This window comes from Candidatus Thiothrix sulfatifontis, assembly GCA_022828425.1.
Classification (GTDB): domain Bacteria; phylum Pseudomonadota; class Gammaproteobacteria; order Thiotrichales; family Thiotrichaceae; genus Thiothrix; species Thiothrix sulfatifontis.
On the sequence record CP094685.1, the window covers coordinates 262,511 to 281,661 of the forward strand.

At 52.6% G+C, this 19,151-nt stretch carries 24 protein-coding genes; 16 read left to right on the forward strand and 8 right to left on the reverse strand.

The genetic code is table 11. The features are described 5' to 3' along the window. Positions 1–5 precede the first annotated feature (5 nt). A complete protein-coding gene (locus L3K52_01360) occupies positions 6–269 on the reverse strand; it encodes a hypothetical protein (protein UOG92396.1) in 264 nt (87 codons plus the stop codon). Positions 270–341: 72 nt separating this feature from the next. Continuing rightward, complete coding sequence (locus L3K52_01365; GenBank protein ID UOG92397.1) at positions 342–2,615, reverse strand: NADP-dependent malic enzyme; 2,274 nt, start codon at positions 2,613–2,615, stop codon at positions 342–344. A gap of 182 nt (positions 2,616–2,797) precedes the next feature. Between L3K52_01365 and yegQ the strand changes: the two genes are divergently transcribed. Next, positions 2,798–4,153: a tRNA 5-hydroxyuridine modification protein YegQ gene (yegQ, locus tag L3K52_01370; protein UOG92398.1), complete on the forward strand. Its 1,356-nt coding sequence runs from the start codon at positions 2,798–2,800 to the stop codon at positions 4,151–4,153. Here yegQ and L3K52_01375 read toward each other — a convergent pair. Continuing rightward, on the reverse strand, positions 4,148–4,477 hold the full coding sequence (locus L3K52_01375) for a DUF3301 domain-containing protein (protein ID UOG92399.1): 330 nt from the start codon (positions 4,475–4,477) through the stop codon (positions 4,148–4,150). The genes yegQ and L3K52_01375 overlap by 6 nt on opposite strands. 74 nt (positions 4,478–4,551) lie before the next feature. On the opposite strand from L3K52_01375, the gene proC reads away from it, so the two are divergent. The 3 genes from proC to L3K52_01390 are packed head-to-tail and all read left to right on the forward strand — an operon-like array spanning position 4,552 to position 6,255. Further along, entirely contained in the window at positions 4,552–5,394 is an 843-nt protein-coding gene (gene proC / locus L3K52_01380; protein UOG92400.1) for a pyrroline-5-carboxylate reductase, read from the forward strand. 27 nt (positions 5,395–5,421) lie between these two features. Further along, positions 5,422–5,961 carry a YggT family protein gene (locus tag L3K52_01385; GenBank protein UOG92401.1) on the forward strand — a complete coding sequence of 180 codons (540 nt, stop codon included), beginning with the start codon at positions 5,422–5,424 and terminating at the stop codon, positions 5,959–5,961. A gap of 3 nt (positions 5,962–5,964) precedes the next feature. After that, on the forward strand, positions 5,965–6,255 hold the full coding sequence (locus L3K52_01390; protein UOG92402.1) for a DUF167 family protein: 291 nt from the start codon (positions 5,965–5,967) through the stop codon (positions 6,253–6,255). A 35-nt stretch (positions 6,256–6,290) separates the two neighbouring features. On the opposite strand, the gene L3K52_01395 is transcribed toward L3K52_01390, so the two are convergent. After that, positions 6,291–6,827: an RNA-binding protein gene (locus L3K52_01395; GenBank protein ID UOG92403.1), complete on the reverse strand. Its 537-nt coding sequence runs from the start codon at positions 6,825–6,827 to the stop codon at positions 6,291–6,293. A 240-nt stretch (positions 6,828–7,067) separates the two neighbouring features. After that, a complete protein-coding gene (gshA, locus tag L3K52_01400; protein UOG92404.1) occupies positions 7,068–8,666 on the reverse strand; it encodes a glutamate--cysteine ligase in 1,599 nt (532 codons plus the stop codon). A 127-nt stretch (positions 8,667–8,793) separates the two neighbouring features. On the opposite strand from gshA, the gene L3K52_01405 reads away from it, so the two are divergent. The 11 genes from L3K52_01405 (at position 8,794) to L3K52_01455 (ending at position 15,666) form a co-directional block, all read left to right on the forward strand. After that, positions 8,794–10,218 carry a M48 family metalloprotease gene (locus L3K52_01405; GenBank protein UOG92405.1) on the forward strand — a complete coding sequence of 475 codons (1,425 nt, stop codon included), beginning with the start codon at positions 8,794–8,796 and terminating at the stop codon, positions 10,216–10,218. A 205-nt stretch (positions 10,219–10,423) separates the two neighbouring features. Further along, positions 10,424–10,834 (forward strand): sulfur oxidation c-type cytochrome SoxX, encoded by a 411-nt coding sequence (gene soxX / locus L3K52_01410; GenBank protein ID UOG92406.1) that lies wholly within the window; start codon positions 10,424–10,426, stop codon positions 10,832–10,834. 35 nt (positions 10,835–10,869) lie between these two features. Continuing rightward, a complete protein-coding gene (gene soxY, locus L3K52_01415; protein ID UOG92407.1) occupies positions 10,870–11,322 on the forward strand; it encodes a thiosulfate oxidation carrier protein SoxY in 453 nt (150 codons plus the stop codon). A gap of 18 nt (positions 11,323–11,340) precedes the next feature. Then, entirely contained in the window at positions 11,341–11,649 is a 309-nt protein-coding gene (soxZ, locus tag L3K52_01420) for a thiosulfate oxidation carrier complex protein SoxZ (GenBank protein ID UOG92408.1), read from the forward strand. Positions 11,650–11,661: 12 nt separating this feature from the next. After that, on the forward strand, positions 11,662–12,519 hold the full coding sequence (soxA, locus tag L3K52_01425; protein UOG92409.1) for a sulfur oxidation c-type cytochrome SoxA: 858 nt from the start codon (positions 11,662–11,664) through the stop codon (positions 12,517–12,519). 155 nt (positions 12,520–12,674) lie between these two features. Further along, positions 12,675–13,127: a thiosulfate oxidation carrier protein SoxY gene (gene soxY, locus L3K52_01430; protein ID UOG92410.1), complete on the forward strand. Its 453-nt coding sequence runs from the start codon at positions 12,675–12,677 to the stop codon at positions 13,125–13,127. An 18-nt stretch (positions 13,128–13,145) separates the two neighbouring features. Continuing rightward, positions 13,146–13,454 carry a thiosulfate oxidation carrier complex protein SoxZ gene (gene soxZ, locus L3K52_01435; GenBank protein ID UOG92411.1) on the forward strand — a complete coding sequence of 103 codons (309 nt, stop codon included), beginning with the start codon at positions 13,146–13,148 and terminating at the stop codon, positions 13,452–13,454. A 171-nt stretch (positions 13,455–13,625) separates the two neighbouring features. Continuing rightward, positions 13,626–14,135: a DsrE family protein gene (locus tag L3K52_01440; protein ID UOG92412.1), complete on the forward strand. Its 510-nt coding sequence runs from the start codon at positions 13,626–13,628 to the stop codon at positions 14,133–14,135. A gap of 74 nt (positions 14,136–14,209) precedes the next feature. Further along, entirely contained in the window at positions 14,210–14,932 is a 723-nt protein-coding gene (locus tag L3K52_01445) for a DUF4395 domain-containing protein (protein UOG92413.1), read from the forward strand. 57 nt (positions 14,933–14,989) lie between these two features. Beyond that, positions 14,990–15,244, forward strand: coding sequence for a hypothetical protein (locus tag L3K52_01450; GenBank protein UOG92414.1), 255 nt, complete (start codon positions 14,990–14,992; stop codon positions 15,242–15,244). After that, complete coding sequence (locus L3K52_01455; protein ID UOG92415.1) at positions 15,244–15,666, forward strand: type II toxin-antitoxin system VapC family toxin; 423 nt, start codon at positions 15,244–15,246, stop codon at positions 15,664–15,666. Before L3K52_01450 ends, L3K52_01455 begins: the two co-directional genes overlap by 1 nt. On the opposite strand, the gene L3K52_01460 is transcribed toward L3K52_01455, so the two are convergent. Both L3K52_01460 and L3K52_01465 read right to left on the reverse strand, forming a co-directional pair. Then, complete coding sequence (locus tag L3K52_01460; GenBank protein ID UOG92416.1) at positions 15,663–16,358, reverse strand: hypothetical protein; 696 nt, start codon at positions 16,356–16,358, stop codon at positions 15,663–15,665. The genes L3K52_01455 and L3K52_01460 overlap by 4 nt on opposite strands. After that, entirely contained in the window at positions 16,355–16,894 is a 540-nt protein-coding gene (locus tag L3K52_01465; protein UOG92417.1) for an RNA polymerase sigma factor, read from the reverse strand. Before L3K52_01465 ends, L3K52_01460 begins: the two co-directional genes overlap by 4 nt. 146 nt (positions 16,895–17,040) lie before the next feature. On the opposite strand from L3K52_01465, the gene soxB reads away from it, so the two are divergent. Next, on the forward strand, positions 17,041–18,786 hold the full coding sequence (soxB, locus tag L3K52_01470) for a thiosulfohydrolase SoxB (GenBank protein ID UOG92418.1): 1,746 nt from the start codon (positions 17,041–17,043) through the stop codon (positions 18,784–18,786). A 39-nt stretch (positions 18,787–18,825) separates the two neighbouring features. Here soxB and L3K52_01475 read toward each other — a convergent pair whose 3' ends face one another. Next, entirely contained in the window at positions 18,826–19,125 is a 300-nt protein-coding gene (locus L3K52_01475) for a hypothetical protein (GenBank protein ID UOG92419.1), read from the reverse strand. Positions 19,126–19,151 lie beyond the last annotated feature (26 nt).

Genomic DNA, 19,151 nt, shown 5'->3' on the forward strand with positions numbered 1-19,151 from the left:
AGACCTTAATGCGGTTGCGCCAATGCCCCCAGTTCCGCAAGCGCTTGCGCCGAACCTTCGAGTTCAAATTGCGGCGGGAACGATTCACGCACTGCCAACACCTTGAGTTTGCCCGCTTTTTCCAGCACACGAATCTGCGTTTCGACGGGATCAGGCTGTGCGGTTGTGCCAGTGACCGTCGCACGGATCATGGCTTGTTCACTCCCCGCAGGTGGCGTGCAAGCACACAACGTTCCGAGGCAAAATGCCAATATTGCAAGCATTTTCATAACGATTCCTTGTTGGGTTAGGGGTGAGTAGAGACGCAAAATCTTGCGTCTCTACGGTGGCGTTGTCAAACCTTATGCTTTGCGGGTCATGGCCTCCACGCCCGCGAACGCTGCCATGTTCACAATTCCGCGCACCGTGGTGCTTTCGGTGAGGATATGCACCGGGTAATTGGTTCCCACCAACATTGGCCCCACGGGTAAGCCATCCGCCAACATCTTGGTCATATTGTAGGCGATATTTGCCGAATTTAGATCGGGGCATACCAACAAATTGGCTTCGCCCTCAAACGCTGCGCCTTTGAACATGCGATCGCGCACTTCTTGGGATAAGGCAGCGTCCGCGTGCATTTCGCCTTCCACCAGCAGATTAGGGTGCTTGTCGCGCAAGATTTCCAGCGTGCGGCGCAATTTCGCGGAATGCGCATTCATGCGGCTACCGAAGTTAGAATGCGACAGCAACGCGGCTTTCGGTTCAAATCCAAAGCCTGCCACCAATTCCGCCGCCAGCGCGGTGTTGTCGGCAAGCTGTTCTGCGGTCGGGTCTTCGCTGACGTGCGTATCGGTAAGGAAATACGTGCCTTGCTTCAAAATCAACATAGTAACCGCCGCCACGTCCGTCAAACCGGGACGCGCCCCAATCAAGTCGCGCACGTAATGCAGGTGCGAAATGAAGTTACCTTCCACCCCACAAATCATCGCGTCGGCATCGCCACAACGCACCATGACCGCTGCAATTTGCGTGGTACGGGCGGTCATGACGCGGCGGCTGTACATGGGTGTCACCCCTTTACGGCACATCGCAGCGTAATGTTCTGCCACATGACGCTCGTAATCGGGGTTATTGCGCGGGTCAACCACGGTAATGTTTTCACCGATTTTCAGGCGCAAATCGTAGGCTTCAATATTGCGCTGAATCAGTTCCGGGTTGCCCAGCAAAATGGGCTTGCAGATACCATCATCCACCAATTGCTGCACCGCATTAATGACACGCTGCGATTCACCTTCGGCAAACACAATGCGTTGCGGGTTGCGCTTGGCTTTTTCAAACACCGGCTTCATGGTCATGCCGGAGCGGAACACGAAACTTTCCAGTTGGCGTTCATACGCCTCAAAATCGGTAATCGGGCGGGTGGCAACCCCGCTTTCCATCGCTGCTCTGGCGACACGCGGCGGAATAATCGTCATCAAGCGCGGGTCGAACGGCTTGGGAATCAAGTAGTCGCGCCCGAAATGAAATTCCGCGCCACCATAAGCCGAAACCACCACGTCGGAGGCTTCGCGCATCGCCAAATCGCCGATGGCTTCGACCACCGCAATTTTCATCGCTTCGTTGATTTCGGTTGCGCCCACATCCAACGCGCCCCGGAACAGGAACGGGAAGCACAGCACATTGTTCACCTGATTCGGGTAATCGCTGCGTCCGGTCGCCACAATCGCGTCGGAACGCACCTCGTAAATCAATTCGGGGCGAATTTCGGGTTCAGGGTTAGCGAGCGCGAGGATGAGGGGGTTTTCCGCCATCACCTTCACATGGTGCTGCTTCAACACACGCGGTGCGGATAAACCGAGGAATACGTCTACCCCGTCCATGACATCATCCAGCGTGCGGGCGTCGGTGTCGATGGCATAGGCTGAATTATACGGGTTCATTTCCTCAACCCGGCCTTTATAAATAATGCCAAAGCGGTCGTTAACGACAATATTTTCTTTTTTCAAGCCCATTTCGACTAACAAGTTCATGCAAGCAATCGCCGCTGCGCCCGCACCGGAACAGACGAATTTCACATCTTCGAGGTTTTTACCCGCAACCCGCAAACCGTTGCGAATCGCCGCTGCGACGCAAATTGCGGTACCGTGCTGATCGTCGTGGAACACCGGAATCTTCATCATCGCTTTAAGGCGTTTTTCCACCTCAAAACATTCTGGGGCTTTAATATCTTCGAGGTTAATGCCACCAAACGTCGGCTCAAGCAAGCTGATCGCATCCACCAAGCGGTCAACGTCAAGCGTATCCATTTCAATGTCGAACGCATTTACGCCCGCAAACTTTTTGAACAATACCGCCTTGCCCTCCATCACGGGTTTGGAGGCGAGCGCACCAATCGCCCCCAAACCCAGCACCGCCGTGCCGTTGGAAATCACCGCCACCAGATTGCCGCGCGAGGTATAATCAGCCACGCAGGTAGGGTCAGCCGCAATTGCAAGGCTTGCCGCCGCCACACCGGGGGAATACGCCAGTGCCAAATCGCGCTGGTTCGCCATGTTTTTGGTGGGAGTGACTTCGAGTTTACCCGGTTGCGGGAAGCGGTGATAGTCGAGTGCGGCTTGGTCTAGTTCGTCTTTCATAGCGGTTTGTCGTCCTAAAGCTGTTATCGAAACACCGATATTACGCTGTTTTAGCGTTGTTCGTCAGCTTGCCCCAGCGTCACTGCGCCTTAGTAGTGCTGGATACATGCAGTAAATTAGCCTAGTGCCGCACTTGGGAATATAATCCCCGCTTGAACTCACACACAGCGGATACTCCCCCCATGAAACGCCCTGAACTGCTTGCCCCTGCGGGTACACTTAAATCCATGCGCCACGCCTTCGCCTACGGTGCGGATGCGGTCTACGCCGGACAACCACGCTACTCACTGCGGGTGCGCAATAACGACTTCAAGAACGACATCCTTGAGGTCGGCATTGCGGAAGCGCACGCCCAAGGCAAGCAGTTCTTCGTCGCGGCGAACATTTCCCCGCACAACAGCAAGATCAAAACCTTCATGGAAGACCTTGCCCCCGTCATTGCGATGAACCCCGACGCGCTGATCATGGCAGACCCCGGCTTGATTATGTTGGTACGCGAAAAATGGCCGGACATGCCCATCCACCTTTCCGTGCAAGCCAACACCGTCAATTACGCCACGGTGAAATTCTGGCAAAACCTCGGCTTAACCCGCGTGATTTTGTCGCGAGAATTATCGCTGGATGAAATCGCCGAAATCCGCCAAGAATGCCCGGATATGGAGCTGGAAGTGTTCGTCCACGGCGCATTGTGCATCGCCTATTCCGGGCGTTGTTTGCTCTCCGGCTATTTCAACCACCGCGACCCCAATCAAGGCACTTGCACCAATGCCTGCCGCTGGGAATACAAAACCACCGAAGCGGTTGAAGCGGCGGAAGGCAAATTTGTCCCCAAAGAAGCGGTGTTGTCGATGGATTTGTTCAACCAAGCGCAAAGCATGGGCAGTTGCGGCAATCAAGAACGCCATCCGCTGGCGGATAAGGTGTATTTCCTCGAAGAAACCAACCGCCCCGGCGAACTCATGCCCGTCATGGAAGACGAACACGGCACGTACATTATGAATTCCAAAGATTTACGCGCCGTCGAACACGTCCAAAAACTCACCGAAATCGGCGTGGATTGCTTAAAAATCGAAGGACGCACCAAATCGCATTACTACGTGGCGCGGACTGCACAGACGTATAAGCAAGCGATTGACGACGCAATGGCAGGGCGCAACTTCGACCCGAAATTGCTGGGCGTGTTGGAAAATCTCGCGAATCGTGGTTACACCGATGGCTTTTACGAACGCCACCATACCCACGAATACCAAAACTACATGCAGGGCGCGTCAATGGGACATCAGCAGCAATTCGTTGCCGAAGCCATGCGCGTTGACCGTGAAAATGGCTGGATTGAGCTGGATGTGAAAAACCGTTTCAGCGTCGGTGATCGGCTGGAACTGGTGTTGCCGGAAGGCAATCGCGAACTGGTGCTGGAACGCATGGAAAACATGGACGGTATTCCCGTCACCACCGCGCCGGGCAGTGGGCATAAAATGCGCATTCCGCTGCCGGACGGGGTGGACGGCGATATGATTCTAGTCAGCCGGTTTTTATGATTCGTGCTGCTCGATCGTTGTGCCCTCATCCTGATCTAACTGCACCTGTTCCAACACGCGCCCGCGCAAGATGGCGCGACCATGCCGCCGTTCCACCCCTTGCGCACTGAATTCAAACCCGTAAATGCGGCGCCACACCAAATGCCCCTGGCGATTACGGGTAGGTTTCATGCTTTCCAAGGATACGGTTTGATCTAAAAGCTGCACCTCAATCTCCCGACACGCCCGCATCGCTGCCGTTATCGCACGTTCGCGGGCATTCATTGAATCGATCCAGAACCAAAGACCCAACCCTAACAACCCCAATAGCAGCAAATTTTCCATTTTTGTCCTTGAAAATAGTAGAATGCACCCATTATTACGGAAATCGGTTAACGGATACACAGTAAAGAGCTTTTATGGACACACCTAAACTCGCCCAAAAACCTACCACCATCACCTTCATCGGCGCAGGCAATATGGCACGTAGCCTCATCGTCGGCCTGTTGCAAGACCAAGCAAATGTCGTATTGCGCGTTGCTGACCCTGACGAACACCAACTCGATGCGATCCGCAAGCATTGGCCGGAAGTCACCACCAGCACCGACAATCTCGACGCCATGCAAGGCGCTGACGTGGTGGTACTCGCTGTCAAACCGCAAATCATGCGCCATGTGACCGAAAACCTTGCGAGCCATGCGCAACTCAGCCGCCCACTGTTTGTTTCCATCGCCGCCGGCATTCGTGAGGAAGCACTCAACCGCTGGTTAGGTGGCAATCAAGCCATTGTGCGCTGTATGCCCAACACCCCCGCCTTGGTGCAAGCCGGTGCAACGGGTTTGTACGCCAATCCGCACGTATCCGACCTGCAACGCAGCGCCGCTGAAAGCCTGTTACGTGCCGTCGGCATTACCGTCTGGTTCGATGACGAAACGCAACTGGATGCCGTCACTGCCATTTCCGGCAGTGGCCCCGCCTACTTCTTTTTGGTCATGGAAGCCATGCAAGCCGCCGCCGAACAACTCGGTTTACGCCCCGAAGAAGCGCACTTGCTGATTGTGCAAACCGCTCTCGGTGCCGCAAAACTGGCACTGGAAAGCGATGATTTACCCGGTGAATTGCGCCAAAAAGTCACCTCCAAAGGTGGCACCACCGAAGCGGCACTGAACGTGCTAACATCCGGCGGCTTGCACGATTTGTTTGCGCAAGCCTTGCAAGCCGCCGCCAGCCGTTCACGCGAATTGGCAGCCGCCAACAGCTAATCACTCATTAAACAAGGACAGTGACTCATGGAAGCACTCCAGAATGTCAGCATTTTTTTGGTGCAAACCTTACTTTCGTTCTACATTGGCGCGGTACTGATCCGCTTTTTGCTGGCATTGTCGCGGGCAAACTTCTACAACCCGCTGTCACAATTCTTGGTGAAAATAACCAATCCGGCACTGGTACCGCTGCGGCGCATGATTCCAGCCGTTGGCAAACTCGACACCGCCGCGATTGTGCTCGCTCTGGGCTTAACGTTATTGAAGTTTTTCCTGCTGGATTTGCTGGGCTTGCACTTGGGTAACATTGTCATTGTTTCGATTGCTGACCTCCTGCACACAGTGGTTAATATCTACATTTTTGCGCTGGTCATTCAAGCCGTGCTTAGCTGGGTTGGTAATAGTCACGGCAATCCGCTGGCAGATCTTTTGAACAGCCTGACCGAGCCATTGTTGCGCCCCATTCGCCAGTTTGTGCCCGTCATCGGCATGGTCGACTTGGCACCGATGGCAGCAATCTTGCTGTTGTACATTGTTTTGATTGTGCTGCAATCGTTCGGATTGTGAATCATGACTGCGTTTTACCGCTGGGAAGCAGACACGTTACACCTGTTTGTGCGGGTGCAGCCAAAGGCGAGTCGGGATGAGTTTGCGGAAGTGCAGGAAGACCGCATTCGCATAAGAATTACTGCCCCGCCAGTGGATGGCAAAGCCAATGCATATTTGCTGAAATTCGTGGCAAAAGCCTGTGGCGTTGCCAAATCCAATGTGCAGATAAAGAATGGCGAAACCGGCAGGAACAAACACTTGTGTATTGAATCCCCGGTTTGCTTACCGGCAGGCATCGAGAGGGCAGGCTGATACAGCATCAGCCTGCCCTGCATGACCGTTAGGAATTAACGGTAGCCGCCGCCATTGCCGCCGCGATCACCACCACGACTACCGCCGCCGTTGCCACCACGATCACCACCACGACCACCACGGTCGCCGCCGCCGAAGCCGCCACGATCACCGCCGCCACCGAAGCCGCCACGATCACCACCGCCGCCGAAACCACCGCGATCGCCGCCACCACCGAAGCCGCCACGATCACCGCCGCCGCTGCCGCCACCGAAGCCACCGCGACCACCGCCGCTGCCGCCACCGAAGCCACCACGACTGCCGCCGCCGCCACCTTCACGTGGACGGTCTTCGCGTGGTTTTGCTTCGTTAACTTTGATGTTACGGCCTTGAACGGCTTGCTCGTTCAGACCTTGAATAGCTGCATTGCCTTCAGCACCGTCTGGCATGTCAACAAAACCGAAGCCCTTGGATTGCCCCGTCATTTTGTCTTTGATCATGCTGACGCTGGTTACTTCGCCGTAAGCGGCGAACAGGTCACGCAAATCGTTTTCGGTAATTTTATAGGGCAGGTTGCCAACGTAAATATTCACTGTATGTCATCTCATAAAAGCGTGTGCTGCTCGGGAATTTACGTTATAGATAATCAGTCACACCAAATTACCTGATAACGATCGACCACTGTGGTTCGATAGGTTATGCACTGTGAAACCTGCAAGTAAAAACGTGGCATCGGATTGGCAAGGCTCACGGAACTTTCAAGTATCAGGCAAGTTATTCAGAGTCTACCCCAGTTTTTCGCCGCTGGTAACAAAAATCGGATGATTGCTAGGTTAATTTTTGACCTCACCTAAAGCCCCTGAAAGATAAGCTTTTAAGAAGGCGTCAAAATCCATTTTTTCACCCACTTCAAGCAGTTGCTGACGCGCTAACGAAGTTTCGGCGAGTTGCTGGAATTCACGGTTCAAAGCAGGTTCCAGCGAACGTTGCAGGAAATACTCACGGTGTTCTAAGGATTTACGCTGCGCAAACTCAAAGAAACTCTCCTGATTTGCCTGCATTTCTTCCAGCATCCGTGCCGAGGGCGTGGTATCGGGGTTGTAAACAAGCTGGATTTTGCTATCCAAACTGTCGGTGTAGCAGGTTTCGGCGTGTACCGTGTTCAGCATTTCTGCCACCGGGCGCATGGCTTGCAGCAAATCTCTGGCTTGATCCCGCAATAATACGTTTTTACCGAGGCAGTTCAACTGCACCGCTGGGTCGCGTCCGCGATGCGCCGTCAACATCTGATTTTGGTTAATGGCTTGAAATTCATCCGCCGACACCCGTGGACTTTCCTGTAACAAACAAAAATGCATAAAGACTTCGAGGAAAAAAAGCTGACGGCGCGTTAAACCGGCGGGGTGAAACGCATTCACGTCAATCGAGCGCAATTCTACATACGCAATGCCACGCCGATCCAAGGCATCGGTCGGCTTCTCAAAGCCTTGCAGCGGCTGTTTGGGGCGTACCGTGCTGTAATATTCGTTCTCGATTTGCAGAATATTGGCGTTTAATTGGCGGTATTGCCCCGCCACTTTCACCCCGATATTGGCGTATTCCGGGCACGGCGTATTGATCGCTTGCCGCAAACTGCGCACGTAACTGTCAAGGTCGTTGTAACACACCTTCACCCCGGTTTTGTTTTCCTTGCTATTGGTGTAACCAATATTGCCCATGCGCAGCGACGTACCGAAGGGCTCGTATAACGTGTGTTGGTTGAACTCTTCCATGCCCTCCGGCGCTTTTCTGCCGCCGAGAAAACTTTTGCAGATCGCCGGAGACGTGCCGAACAGGTAAATAATCAACCAACCGTAACGCTGTAAATTACGCACCAATCCCATGTATTGCGCATCGCGGAACGCCCGCAACTCGCCTGCATCCCCCTGCGCCTGCTGCCAAGGCTGCCAAAAAGCCTCGTCGATGGAATAGTTGAAATGGATTCCGGCAATCACTTGCATCGCTTTGCCATAGCGCCAGGCCAAGCCTTCGCGGTAAATGTGTTTCATGCGCCCTGCGTTGGAGCTGCCGTATTCCGCAATCCGAATATCACTGTCGCCGCTCAAGATGCACGGCATACTGGTTGTCCACAGCAATTCATCCTTGAGTTGCTGGTACACAAAGGTTTCAATATTGAGCAGAAAATCGAATGCTGGTGCCGCGCGTTCCTGTGGTGGCGTAATCAACTCCAGTAGCGATTCGGCGTAATCGGTGGTAATCCACGGGTGCAGCAAGGCAGAACCCAAGGCGGTGGGATGATCCCGTTGCGATAAGCGGCTATCAAGCCCGACCCGCAAACTTTCTTTTTCCAACCCCGTGCGGGCATTGCGTAGGTAAGCGTGTAAGTGGTGGGTATCAATCTCACGTAAGCGTTGTTCCAACAAGTGGTACACAGCGGTCTCCCGATTCAAACCAAACCCCGATTACAGCATAGAATCGTGAGAATACAAATCAAAGGGAAAACATACTTTCGCTTGCATTCCGATTATAGTTAAGCTTCCCAACACACAAGCCAATCCGATGATGAAATACCTGATACACGCCAGCTTGATTGCCATTAGCTTGACCCCCACAGCGGCCAGCCATGCTGGGCTGGATTTGGATGTTCCTCGCATCAATATTCCCGACTTGGGGAATCCCGCCAATAACGCGCTCAGTAGCACCCAAGAATCCTTACTCGCCATCAAGCTCATTCGCGAATTGCGCGGCAATGAGCCAGTGGTGGAAGACCCCGAACTCAGTGGCTGGCTACGGGCGCTGGGCAACCGCTTAGCCAGCCATGCGCCCGGCGGCAGCAATTACTATTTCTTGATTGTTAAAAATCCAGCAATCAACGCTTACGCCATGCCCGGCGGGGTTATCGTTATTTATTCCGGCCTGATCTTGAATACGCGGTCGGAAAGTGAATTGGCGTCAGTGATAGCGCATGAAATCGCGCACGTTTCCCAACGCCATATCGCCCGCATGTTAGCGGAACGCAAAGACAATCCGCTGATGACCGGCTTGGGCGTGTTAGCAGGCGCTGCCGTTGCCAGCAAAAGCCCAGAAGCGGCGCAAGCCATTATCAGTGGCACGATTGCCACGCAATTGCACAACCAACTGAGCTTCAGCCGTCAAATGGAAACCGAAGCGGATCGCACCGGCTTGCGTATTCTGGCGGACGCAGCGTTTAACCCACAAGCCATGCCCTTGTTCATGGAAAAGCTGGATCGGCGCACCTCCGACTTGCACGGCGATATTACCCAATATTTGCGCACCCACCCGCTGAGTATCGACCGCCTGAGTGATACCCGCGCTCAAGCCAACCAAATGGGCAAAGGCAGCGTGCAGGAAGACAGCGCTTACGCTTATGCCCGCGAAAAACTTCGCGTGCTCACGGCGCCGAATTCACCCGCGATCACCGATAGCAACGCCCAACTCACGCAATACGCGCAAGCCCTTAGCCAATTGCAGCGCGGCAACCCCACTGCCACGCTGCAAACCCTCGGCACGCAAGCAACGCAACTGCCGGTGGCGCTCGCCATCGCCGCAGCCTTGAATGCCACCCGCCGCCATGCCGATACCGAAGCCTTGCTTACTCCCCTCGCTAACGCCTATCCCGGTCAGGAAGACATCCTTAGTCTATTGGCAGAAGCCTTGCTTGCGAACCAAAAAGCCGCGCAAGCTTGGCAACTGCTGAGCCGCACCCAACTCACCGAACAAACCAGCCTAGAATTCCTCGAAATTCGCCAACGGGTTGCCGAACAAGCCGGACAAGCGGCTGAAGCTTACCGTTCCGCTGCTGAACGCAGCATCCGCATGGGTGAATACAAACACGCCAGTGCCATCCTCGAACAAGCCGCCCGACTGCCCGGCAACCCCGCACACACCACCGCTCGTTTCCAAGCCATGGCGCGCGAAATCAAGCAAATGGAAACCAAAGAAAAGCAACTGGATAAATTCTGAATACCCGAAAATAAGCATATAATTATATTCTTATTTAAGCCACTGGTTTTATTAAAGTTTTTTTGCGTGTTTCCCTACAATCAGTTAAGCTCCCACTCCGAATGTTGATATTTCTCAATATTTGGAGAGGTGTGTTATATCAACAATCTCGCAAGTGCAGAGAAACACGTTTCATCGAAATAAGTCGTTTAGAAAGGAGATAGTTATGCGGAAACTTTTTCGCACATTGGCATTGTCAGTAACGGTTTCCGTGCTGGCATTGACCGCAGGCTTACCGTCTGCTTATGCAGCAGAGGCTAAACAAGCCGATGCCGCCAAAGCAGACGCAAAACCGGCTGAAGTCAAAAAAGAAATGACCGGCGAAGAGATTGCGTTTGACCGTGCATTAGGCAACTGCTTGGCTTGCCATATGATTCCGGGCGGTGAATTAGCAGGCAATATTGGGCCGCCGTTGATTGGCATGGCAGCGCGTTACCCAGACAAAGCAAAACTCAAAGCTCAAATCTATGATGCGCGGGTCGCAAACCCCGACACCATTATGATCCCGTTTGGCCCGATGGGGGTGCTGAGCGACGAGCAACTGGATAAAGTTGTTGAATACATCTCAGGGCTGTAATACCTGGATTGATCGGATTTTGGAGAGAGGAACCTATGAAACGTAGAACATTTTTGCAAGGCACCTTAGCCGCCAGTGCCGCCGGTCTTGCGGTTAGTGCCGGTTTGCTGACACCGCGCATGGTTATGGCAGAAGGCGGCGCATTTGATGCTAAAACCATGGAAGATGCCCTGAAAACCATGGCATTGACCCCGGAAGATTCCGCTGACATTAAAATCAAAGCCCCTGAAATTGCTGAAAACGGTGCAGTGGTTCCGGTGACTGTCACTTCTGGCGTAGCAGGCACGACTGAAATCAGCATTCTGGTCGATGGCAACCCTACCCCATTGGCAGCAACGTTCATCATGGGCGAAGGCACACAACCCGAAGCGTCTACCCGTATCAAAATGGGTAAAACCGCTAACGTGGTCGCGATTGCTAAAGCCGGTGACAAATCGTACACCGCCAAGCAAGAAGTTAAAGTCACCATCGGCGGCTGCGGCGGCTAATTTAAAGGAGAACAGATTATGTCTAGCATTAAACTGAAAGCGGCGGTGAAAGACGGCACTGTCGAAGTCAAAGCACTGATGACCCACCCGATGGAAACCGGGCAGCGTAAAGACAAAAAAACCGGCGAACTGGTGCCCGCGCATTTCATTAAGGAAATCGTTGTCACTGCCGGTGACAAAACTATCCTGACTGCCAACTGGGGTGGCTCTGTTTCCAAAAATCCTTACCTCGCGTTCAACTACGCAGGCAAGGCAGGCGACAAAGTGAAACTCGCTTGGACTGACAACAAAGGCGAGAAAGACTCTGCCGAAGCCGACGTTGCTTAATTGGAGGTTTTCATGAAAAAACTATTGACTGCATTAGCGGTTGCCCTGTCTTTGTCGGTCGCGGCATTTAGCCCGGTACAAGCAGGCCCTGCCGAAGATTTGACTGCATTCCAAGATTATTTTAAGAAAGCATTCAAAGATGTACCCGTTGATGACTTCAAAAACGGTGCTTACGCGTTGGATGCTGACTTGAAAGCGCAATGGGAGGAAATGGAATCCTCATTCCCGCCTTACGAGCCGGATATTGACGCGGGCAAAACCATCTGGGAAACCCCGTTCAAAAATGGTAAGACGTATGCGGATTGCATGGGTGATATTAAATCCATCCGTACCAAATACCCTTATTACGATGCGGAAAAAGACACCATTGTCACGGCTGAAGGCGCATTGAACGCCTGCAAAACCGACGGTGATGGCGAAGGTTTCGTCGACAAAGAAGGCAAACCGTTGCTGAATAAAGGCAAAATCGCACAATTGATGGCTTACGTGGCAATGGAAAACCGTGGCAGTAAAATCAATGTTGCTACCCCAGAAGGCAAGGCTGTGGATTGGTATGAAAAAGGCAAAAACTACTACTACGCCAAGCGTGGTCAGTTAAATATGTCTTGTGCAGACTGCCACAATAACAATGCCGGTAAAATGATCCGAGCAGACATGATTAGCCCTGCACTGGGTCATGTCACCCATTGGCCGACCTACCGTTCAGCGGATGGCGAAATCACCACGTTGCACAATCGCTTCATGGGTTGCAACACCATGGTGCGGGCAAACAATGACAAAGCTCAAGCTGACAGCTACAAAGCCTTGGAATACTTCCTGACTTACATGTCTAATGGTCAAGAATGGAACGGCCCCGGCTCACGTAAGTAAGCACGCCTTACGTTCGATCTGACAATCGACTTGAACCCGGCCTCTCGCCGGGTTTTTTGTGCGATTTGCTTAAAAAAGACGGAATATTTTTAGCACTGTACGCATCATTACCTGTGAATGCTCATACTCACAACACATCTCTGGAGAGAGGAATTATGAAACGCAGAACATTTTTGCAAAGCACCTTAGCCGCCAGTGCCGCTGGCCTTGCGGTTAGTGCCGGTTTGCTGACACCGCGCATGGTTATGGCAGAAGGCGGCGCATTTGATGCTAAAACCATGGAAGATGCCCTGAAAACCATGGCATTGACCCCGGAAGATTCCGCTGACATTAAAATCAAAGCCCCTGAAATTGCTGAAAACGGTGCAGTGGTTCCGGTGACTGTCACTTCTGGCGTAGCAGGCACGACTGAAATCAGCATTCTGGTCGATGGCAACCCTACCCCATTGGCAGCAACGTTCATCATGGGCGAAGGCACACAACCCGAAGCGTCTACCCGTATCAAAATGGGTAAAACCGCTAACGTGGTCGCGATTGCTAAAGCCGGTGACAAATCGTACACCGCCAAGCAAGAAGTTAAAGTCACCATCGGCGGCTGCGGCGGCTAATTTAAAGGAGAACAGATTATGTCTAGCATTAAACTGAAAGCGGCGGTGAAAGACGGCACTGTCGAAGTCAAAGCACTGATGACCCACCCGATGGAAACCGGACAGCGCAAGGATAAGAAAACCGGCGAACTCGTTCCGGCACATTTCATTCAGGACATCATCGTCACGGCAGGTGACAAGACTATCCTGACCGCCAAATGGGGCGGCTCAGTTTCCAAAAACCCTTACCTTGCGTTCAACTACGCAGGCAAGGCAGGCGACAAAGTGAAACTCGCTTGGACCGACAACAAAGGCGAGAAAGACTCTGCCGAAGCCGACGTCGCGTAACGCACACCGCTGTTACTCGCCGCCACGTAGAGACGCAACATCTTGCGTCTCTACGTAACACTGACCAGCCCCACACCTCGCATTCTGCTGATGTGGCTCTACCCCGCCACCGACCCCACAAAAATAAGATTTAATTTAAGACGATTTTATCAACCGTAGGAGGAGAACCCCATGCTAAAACCGATCCTGTTCAGCATGTTCATCGCAGCCAGTCTGCTAACACACACCGCCTTTGCCGAAGAACCCAAGTTCGACCCCGGTGTTCTCGCCCCCAAAATCGCTGACAACTACTATGCCGGTGCCGAAAAAGTGGTTGTTCATGTCACCACGGAGGGTGACGAGAAAAAATACCTCGGAATGCTGGGCAATGTCAGCAATTACATGAAAGCTTTGGAGCAAACCGGCAAGAAAACCGATGCCGTCATTGTGATGAATGGCGACGGCTTAGGCTTGCTGACGACTGCTAAGCAAGTGGAAATGAATGCCGATGCCAAATTGCCTGCCAAAATCGCGGAATTAAAGGAGCAAGGCGTGAAATTCCAAGTGTGCTACAACACCTTGACCGGGCGCAAAATCAAGTTTGCTGATTTGTATGACGCGAAACCGGAAGACGTGATTCCCTCTGGCGTGGCAGAAGCAGGCCGCTTGCAAGCACAAGGCTACCAATTACTGAAACCGTAAACATAACAACGCTGGCGTGAGGCTGGGCTTGCTCCCGCTTCACGTTGACGTTCGCGAGGAAGGGGGTAACACCGATGGTGAATTGGATCATCACTTGCTGCAAAGATTTGTGGTTTCGCGACCGCAACGAAGTCAGCCCGTACATTAACGACACTGCGGTGCGCATTCGCGCGGGGCTATTGCTCGCGATTCCGATTTACATGGCGTTTACGCTGTTCGACGCCATTTTCGGCTCGGATTGGGTTATCACCGGCGAGGTGATTACCGACACGCTCGAAACCGATTTTGACGGGCGCATTATTTACAATGTGGAAGCCGTCAAGCGCACCTTTGATTACAGCACGCAAACGCTGGTATTGCTTTACGCCTTATTTGAAATGATTTCGGGGATGTTTGTCAGCACGTCGCGGCTTTCCCCCACCATTTTGCTGAGCAGCTTTTTGGCTAAAAATCTGCGCCCGGTATGGAAACCGTTGTTGCCGAAACGTTTTGCTTGGTCGATTGGGGCAAGCTTCATCGTCACCTGTTTGATTTTCTTTAACCCCGAAATTTTGGCGAGCTGGGTCAACGCAGTGGCGGGCAGCGAATTATTGCCCGAAACGTATAACTACATGCCATCGTGGATTCCACTCGTCATGGTGTGGGTGTGCTTCGGGTTTATGTGGATGGAAACCGTGATAGGGTTTTGTGCAGGCTGCAAAATGCATTCTTTGCTGGTGTGGATGGGCGTATTGCAAGAAGAGTGCGAAGCTTGCAACAATCTGGATTGGGGTGAGGCTACCAATAAAAAGCTTTAGTAAAAATCCTACTTGAGACTATAATTATCTGAAAAATGTAGTCTCATTAGGTGCATCATGCAAATCTCTATCCGTGAACTAAAAGTAAACCCCTCCCATTACATCCGGCAAGCACAGGCGGGGCATACCGTATGGCTGACTTCCCACAAACAAGTGGTGGCACGTCTCGTCGCGGTCGCGGCTCCTGCTTCTCAAACCTTGCTGGGCAATATTCCCAATGTGCATTGGCTGGGTAAAAAACCCAATCTGAATCGACCACGCCCCACATTACGCGGCAAATCCCTTGCCGATACTGTGTTGGAAATGCGCTAATGCTGCTCTATCTGGACACTTCAGCCCTCGTGAAGCTGTATGTGCAGGAAGCCTATTCTGATGTGGTTAATCAACTTCAACAGCAAGCGGACGTTATCGCCTCGCACCAGATTGCGTTTGTTGAATTTCATGCGGCATTGGCACGCCGTCACCGTGAAAATGATGTGGACGCGCCCACCTTTGAAGCATTGAAACAGGCATTCGCGGAGGATTGGGTCGATTATTTACAGGTCGAAACTGACCTGAGCTTACTGCAAAGTGCCGCAGAATTAGCGGAAGCTTTTTCCCTACGTGCCTATGACAGCGTGCATCTCGCAGCAGCACGGCATTTGCAGCAACAAACGCCATTACCGCTATTGTTTGCTTGTTTCGACAAACGCCTGAACTTAGCCGCCAAAATGCTGGGAATGCAGTCTATTTAAATCGCAATATAACGCCACCCATCGCGCATGTGGTTTACCACAAATTCCACGGCGGATGGGGCAACTTCGGTGTCATCGACCAGTTCGACGAATTCGTTACGTTGTTTGAAGGAATATAGCGTATTGCTGCACGCCACAAATTTCAAATGCGGGTATTGCTCGCTCATCTGCAAAATACGCCCTTCGTGCTGAGTTGTGCCAAGGCGTAATAAATCAATGCCTTCCGCACTGGTCACAACGTACACACTGCCGTCTTTAGACGCGACTTGCTGTGCTAAATTTTCAGCTTTCACCAAGGCTTTTTCCAATTTGGCAGGCTCGTGCGAATCAAGAAACACAATGAAACGGTCGTCGTGTGCCGCTGCATTTTCCAGCGTCAAACCTTCGGCTTGCCACCATTTCGGCACGTAGTAACTGCTGCCTGCACCGGCGAGAAAGACTAGGCCGAACACCAATAAGTACATCGCTGCTTGTTGCCATACCTGCGGGCGACGTACCGGCTGACGAGTCAAAGCGGGTAAGGGGTAAGCCGATTTAACCAGATGTTTGATGCGCTGGATTTCACACAATTCTTTTTGCAGCCCAATATCCGTTTCCACCTGAGCCAACACTTGGCGGGTTTGTTCAGCATCCAATTGCCCGTCTGCGAGGGCGTGCAGGCGGTCGTGGATGGTTAGCTGGTCGGGATTCATTTCACTCTCCGTAAATAGTGAACGTTGTCAGTTTGACGGATACCTTGCAGGCGTTTTTTCATGGTTTCGCGGGCGCGGCTGAGGCGGCTCATCACCGTCCCCACCGGAATATCGAGGATCGCGGCAACTTGTTCGTAGCTGCACCCTTCCAAATCCACCAGCGTCATCACTTGGCATTGGCTCACGGGCAGCGATTCCACCGCCGTGCGCACTTGCGTGACCAATTGATCATCGGCAAAGTGTTTTTCAGGGCAATCCGTACAGGTTAGCTCCATGTCGTCGATGTCCAGCGTCGGCTTTTGGGTACGCAAATGCTCCATCCAGCAGTTGTGGAGGATTTTGTACAGCCACGCGCCTAAACGCGCTTCATCTTTCAGTTGTTCTTGTTTTTCTAGGGCTTTTGCAAGGGTGTCTTGCACCAGATCGTCGGCTAACGCGCTATCGCCACACCATGCCACTGCCATGCGATGCAGCTTGGCGCGGTGTTCCGACAACTGCTGGTCGAGACGGTTAAAACGAAAATACTGACTAAACATACGGTTTATAAGTTTCTCTTAGCGGTTCTATTGCACATGATGCAGAAAATTGACGAAATATTCCAAAAAAGATGGAATATTTTCACCTGCACCCCGTCACTACCCCTGTAGCTAGAATAACTTCAGCCCGTTTGAGGAGAGAAAACGTGAGTTTAACCCGTCGTGAATTTATGCAAATGTTGGCTGCTGCCAGCGTTGCCGGTTTCAGCCTGAATAACGCTTTTGCAGCAGATGCCAGCAAAGAAGGCGACAAAACCGCTGTCAAAGCCCCCAGTAACCCGTATGAACTGCCTGCTTTTGGCAATGTGTCCTTGATGCATTACACCGACTGCCACGCGCAATTATTACCGATTTACTTCCGCGAGCCGGACGTAAATCTGGGTATCGGTAGCATGAAAGGCGCAGTGCCGCACTTGGTCGGCGAACACTTCCTGAAAAAGTACGGCATCGGAGCCGGTACGATGGATGCGCACGCTTTCACCTACATTGATTACGTTGAAGCCGCGAAAAAATACGGCAAAGTCGGCGGGTTTGCCCACCTGAAAACCTTGGTTGACCAAGTGCGTGCGCAACGCCCCGGTTCATTGCTGCTGGACGGCGGTGATACTTGGCAAGGTTCGTGGACAGCCCTGAAAACCAATGCGCAAGACATGGTGGATGCACAGCTTGCCTTGGGCGTAGACGTCATGACGCCACACTGGGAAATGACCTTCGGCGCGGATCGCGTTAAAGAAATCGTCGAGAAAGATTTCGCGGGCAAAATTGATTTCGTCGCGCAAAACGTCTTCAGCAACGACTTTGATGAGCGCGTATTTGAACCGTTTGTCATCAAGGAAATCAACGGCGTACCCGTGGCGATTATTGGTCAAGCATTCCCGTATGTGCCGGTTGCCAACCCCAAACACATGGTCGCAGACTGGAGCTTTGGTATCCGTGACGACGACATGCAGCAAGCGGTTGACGATGCGCGTAGCAAAGGCGCAAAAGTCGTCATTATGCTGTCGCACAACGGCATGGACGTTGACCTGAAAATGGCCAGCAAAGTCACCGGCATTGACGCCATCATGGGCGGTCATACCCACGATGGCGTATTCCAGCCGGTTGTCGTAGAAAATGCAGGCGGTAAAACGCTGGTCACGAATGCGGGTTCCAACGGCAAGTTCCTCGGCGTACTCGATCTGGACGTGAAAGACGGAAAAGTCGCGGATTTCCGTTACAAATTGCTGCCAGTGTTCTCCAACTTGTTGGAAGCCAACAAGGACATGCAAACCCTGATCGACAAAATCCGTGAACCGTACAAGAAAGAATTGGCAGAAGAACTCGCGGTGTGCGACGACGTATTGTACCGCCGGGGCAATTTCAACGGCACTTTCGACCAGTTGATCTGCGACGCGCTGATGGAAGGCTTGGATGCACCGATGGCGTTTTCACCTGGTTTCCGTTGGGGCACAAGCGTACTGCCGGGTCAGCCGATCACGTTTGAACACGTTGCCGACCAAACCGCGATCACCTACGGCACGGTCACGCGCAACGAAATGACTGGCGAAACCGTTAAAAGCATCCTCGAAGACGTGGCTGACAACCTCTTCAATGCTGACCCTTACTACCAGCAAGGCGGCGACATGGTACGCGTGGGTGGTTTGAAATTCACCTTTGACCCGACCGCTAAAATGGGCGAACGGGTATCCGATATGGTGTTGGATGGCAAACCGTTGGATGCGAAGAAAACCTACCCCGTGGCAGGTTGGGCCAGCGTGCAAGAAGAAGTGCCTAAGAACAAACAGATTTGGGAAGTGGTCGCCGATTACCTGCGTGACAAAAAGACCATTGGCAAGATCGAACTGAATACGCCGAAACTCAAAAACGTGGACGGCAACGAAGGCTTAGCCTAACGCCATTTTTAGCCCCTCGCCCCTTGCGGGTGAGGGGTTTTACTGACACTGCCCCGGCACAAACCCCTGCACCTGCGGATCAGCACACGCCTTGCAATCATTGACGTAAGTTGCCTGAAGCGTCGAAGGACACGGCGCATTCACACAACGGGTCAGCGGGTCGCGCAACTGAGCGCACACTGGCGCAAACACTTCGTAACAAATTTCCGGGCGCGGCTCACGGCATTGCTGCAACGCCGCCGTATTCACCACGCCCTCGGCAGCATTGGAACGGCTACAACCCGATAAGGCTGTCACGAACAATATGCCCGCTAACAGTAGCATTACCAAACTTTTCATAAAAACCTCGCCTTAGATTGTTTTGG

Coding starts and splice junctions, on each gene's coding strand:
- L3K52_01360 (UOG92396.1), bottom strand. CDS start 269: ATGAAAATGCTTGCAATATTGGCATTTTGCCTCGGAACGTTGTGTGCT.
- soxY (UOG92407.1), top strand. CDS start 10,870: ATGAAACGTAGAACATTTTTGCAAGGCACCTTAGCCGCCAGTGCCGCC.
- yegQ (UOG92398.1), top strand. CDS start 2,798: ATGAAACGCCCTGAACTGCTTGCCCCTGCGGGTACACTTAAATCCATG.
- soxZ (UOG92411.1), top strand. CDS start 13,146: ATGTCTAGCATTAAACTGAAAGCGGCGGTGAAAGACGGCACTGTCGAA.
- proC (UOG92400.1), top strand. CDS start 4,552: ATGGACACACCTAAACTCGCCCAAAAACCTACCACCATCACCTTCATC.
- L3K52_01450 (UOG92414.1), top strand. CDS start 14,990: ATGCAAATCTCTATCCGTGAACTAAAAGTAAACCCCTCCCATTACATC.
- L3K52_01465 (UOG92417.1), bottom strand. CDS start 16,894: ATGTTTAGTCAGTATTTTCGTTTTAACCGTCTCGACCAGCAGTTGTCG.
- soxX (UOG92406.1), top strand. CDS start 10,424: ATGCGGAAACTTTTTCGCACATTGGCATTGTCAGTAACGGTTTCCGTG.
- L3K52_01455 (UOG92415.1), top strand. CDS start 15,244: ATGCTGCTCTATCTGGACACTTCAGCCCTCGTGAAGCTGTATGTGCAG.
- L3K52_01475 (UOG92419.1), bottom strand. CDS start 19,125: ATGAAAAGTTTGGTAATGCTACTGTTAGCGGGCATATTGTTCGTGACA.
- soxZ (UOG92408.1), top strand. CDS start 11,341: ATGTCTAGCATTAAACTGAAAGCGGCGGTGAAAGACGGCACTGTCGAA.
- L3K52_01385 (UOG92401.1), top strand. CDS start 5,422: ATGGAAGCACTCCAGAATGTCAGCATTTTTTTGGTGCAAACCTTACTT.
- L3K52_01460 (UOG92416.1), bottom strand. CDS start 16,358: ATGAATCCCGACCAGCTAACCATCCACGACCGCCTGCACGCCCTCGCA.
- L3K52_01440 (UOG92412.1), top strand. CDS start 13,626: ATGCTAAAACCGATCCTGTTCAGCATGTTCATCGCAGCCAGTCTGCTA.
- L3K52_01375 (UOG92399.1), bottom strand. CDS start 4,477: ATGGAAAATTTGCTGCTATTGGGGTTGTTAGGGTTGGGTCTTTGGTTC.
- soxA (UOG92409.1), top strand. CDS start 11,662: ATGAAAAAACTATTGACTGCATTAGCGGTTGCCCTGTCTTTGTCGGTC.
- L3K52_01445 (UOG92413.1), top strand. CDS start 14,210: ATGGTGAATTGGATCATCACTTGCTGCAAAGATTTGTGGTTTCGCGAC.
- L3K52_01405 (UOG92405.1), top strand. CDS start 8,794: ATGATGAAATACCTGATACACGCCAGCTTGATTGCCATTAGCTTGACC.
- soxY (UOG92410.1), top strand. CDS start 12,675: ATGAAACGCAGAACATTTTTGCAAAGCACCTTAGCCGCCAGTGCCGCT.
- L3K52_01390 (UOG92402.1), top strand. CDS start 5,965: ATGACTGCGTTTTACCGCTGGGAAGCAGACACGTTACACCTGTTTGTG.
- L3K52_01365 (UOG92397.1), bottom strand. CDS start 2,615: ATGAAAGACGAACTAGACCAAGCCGCACTCGACTATCACCGCTTCCCG.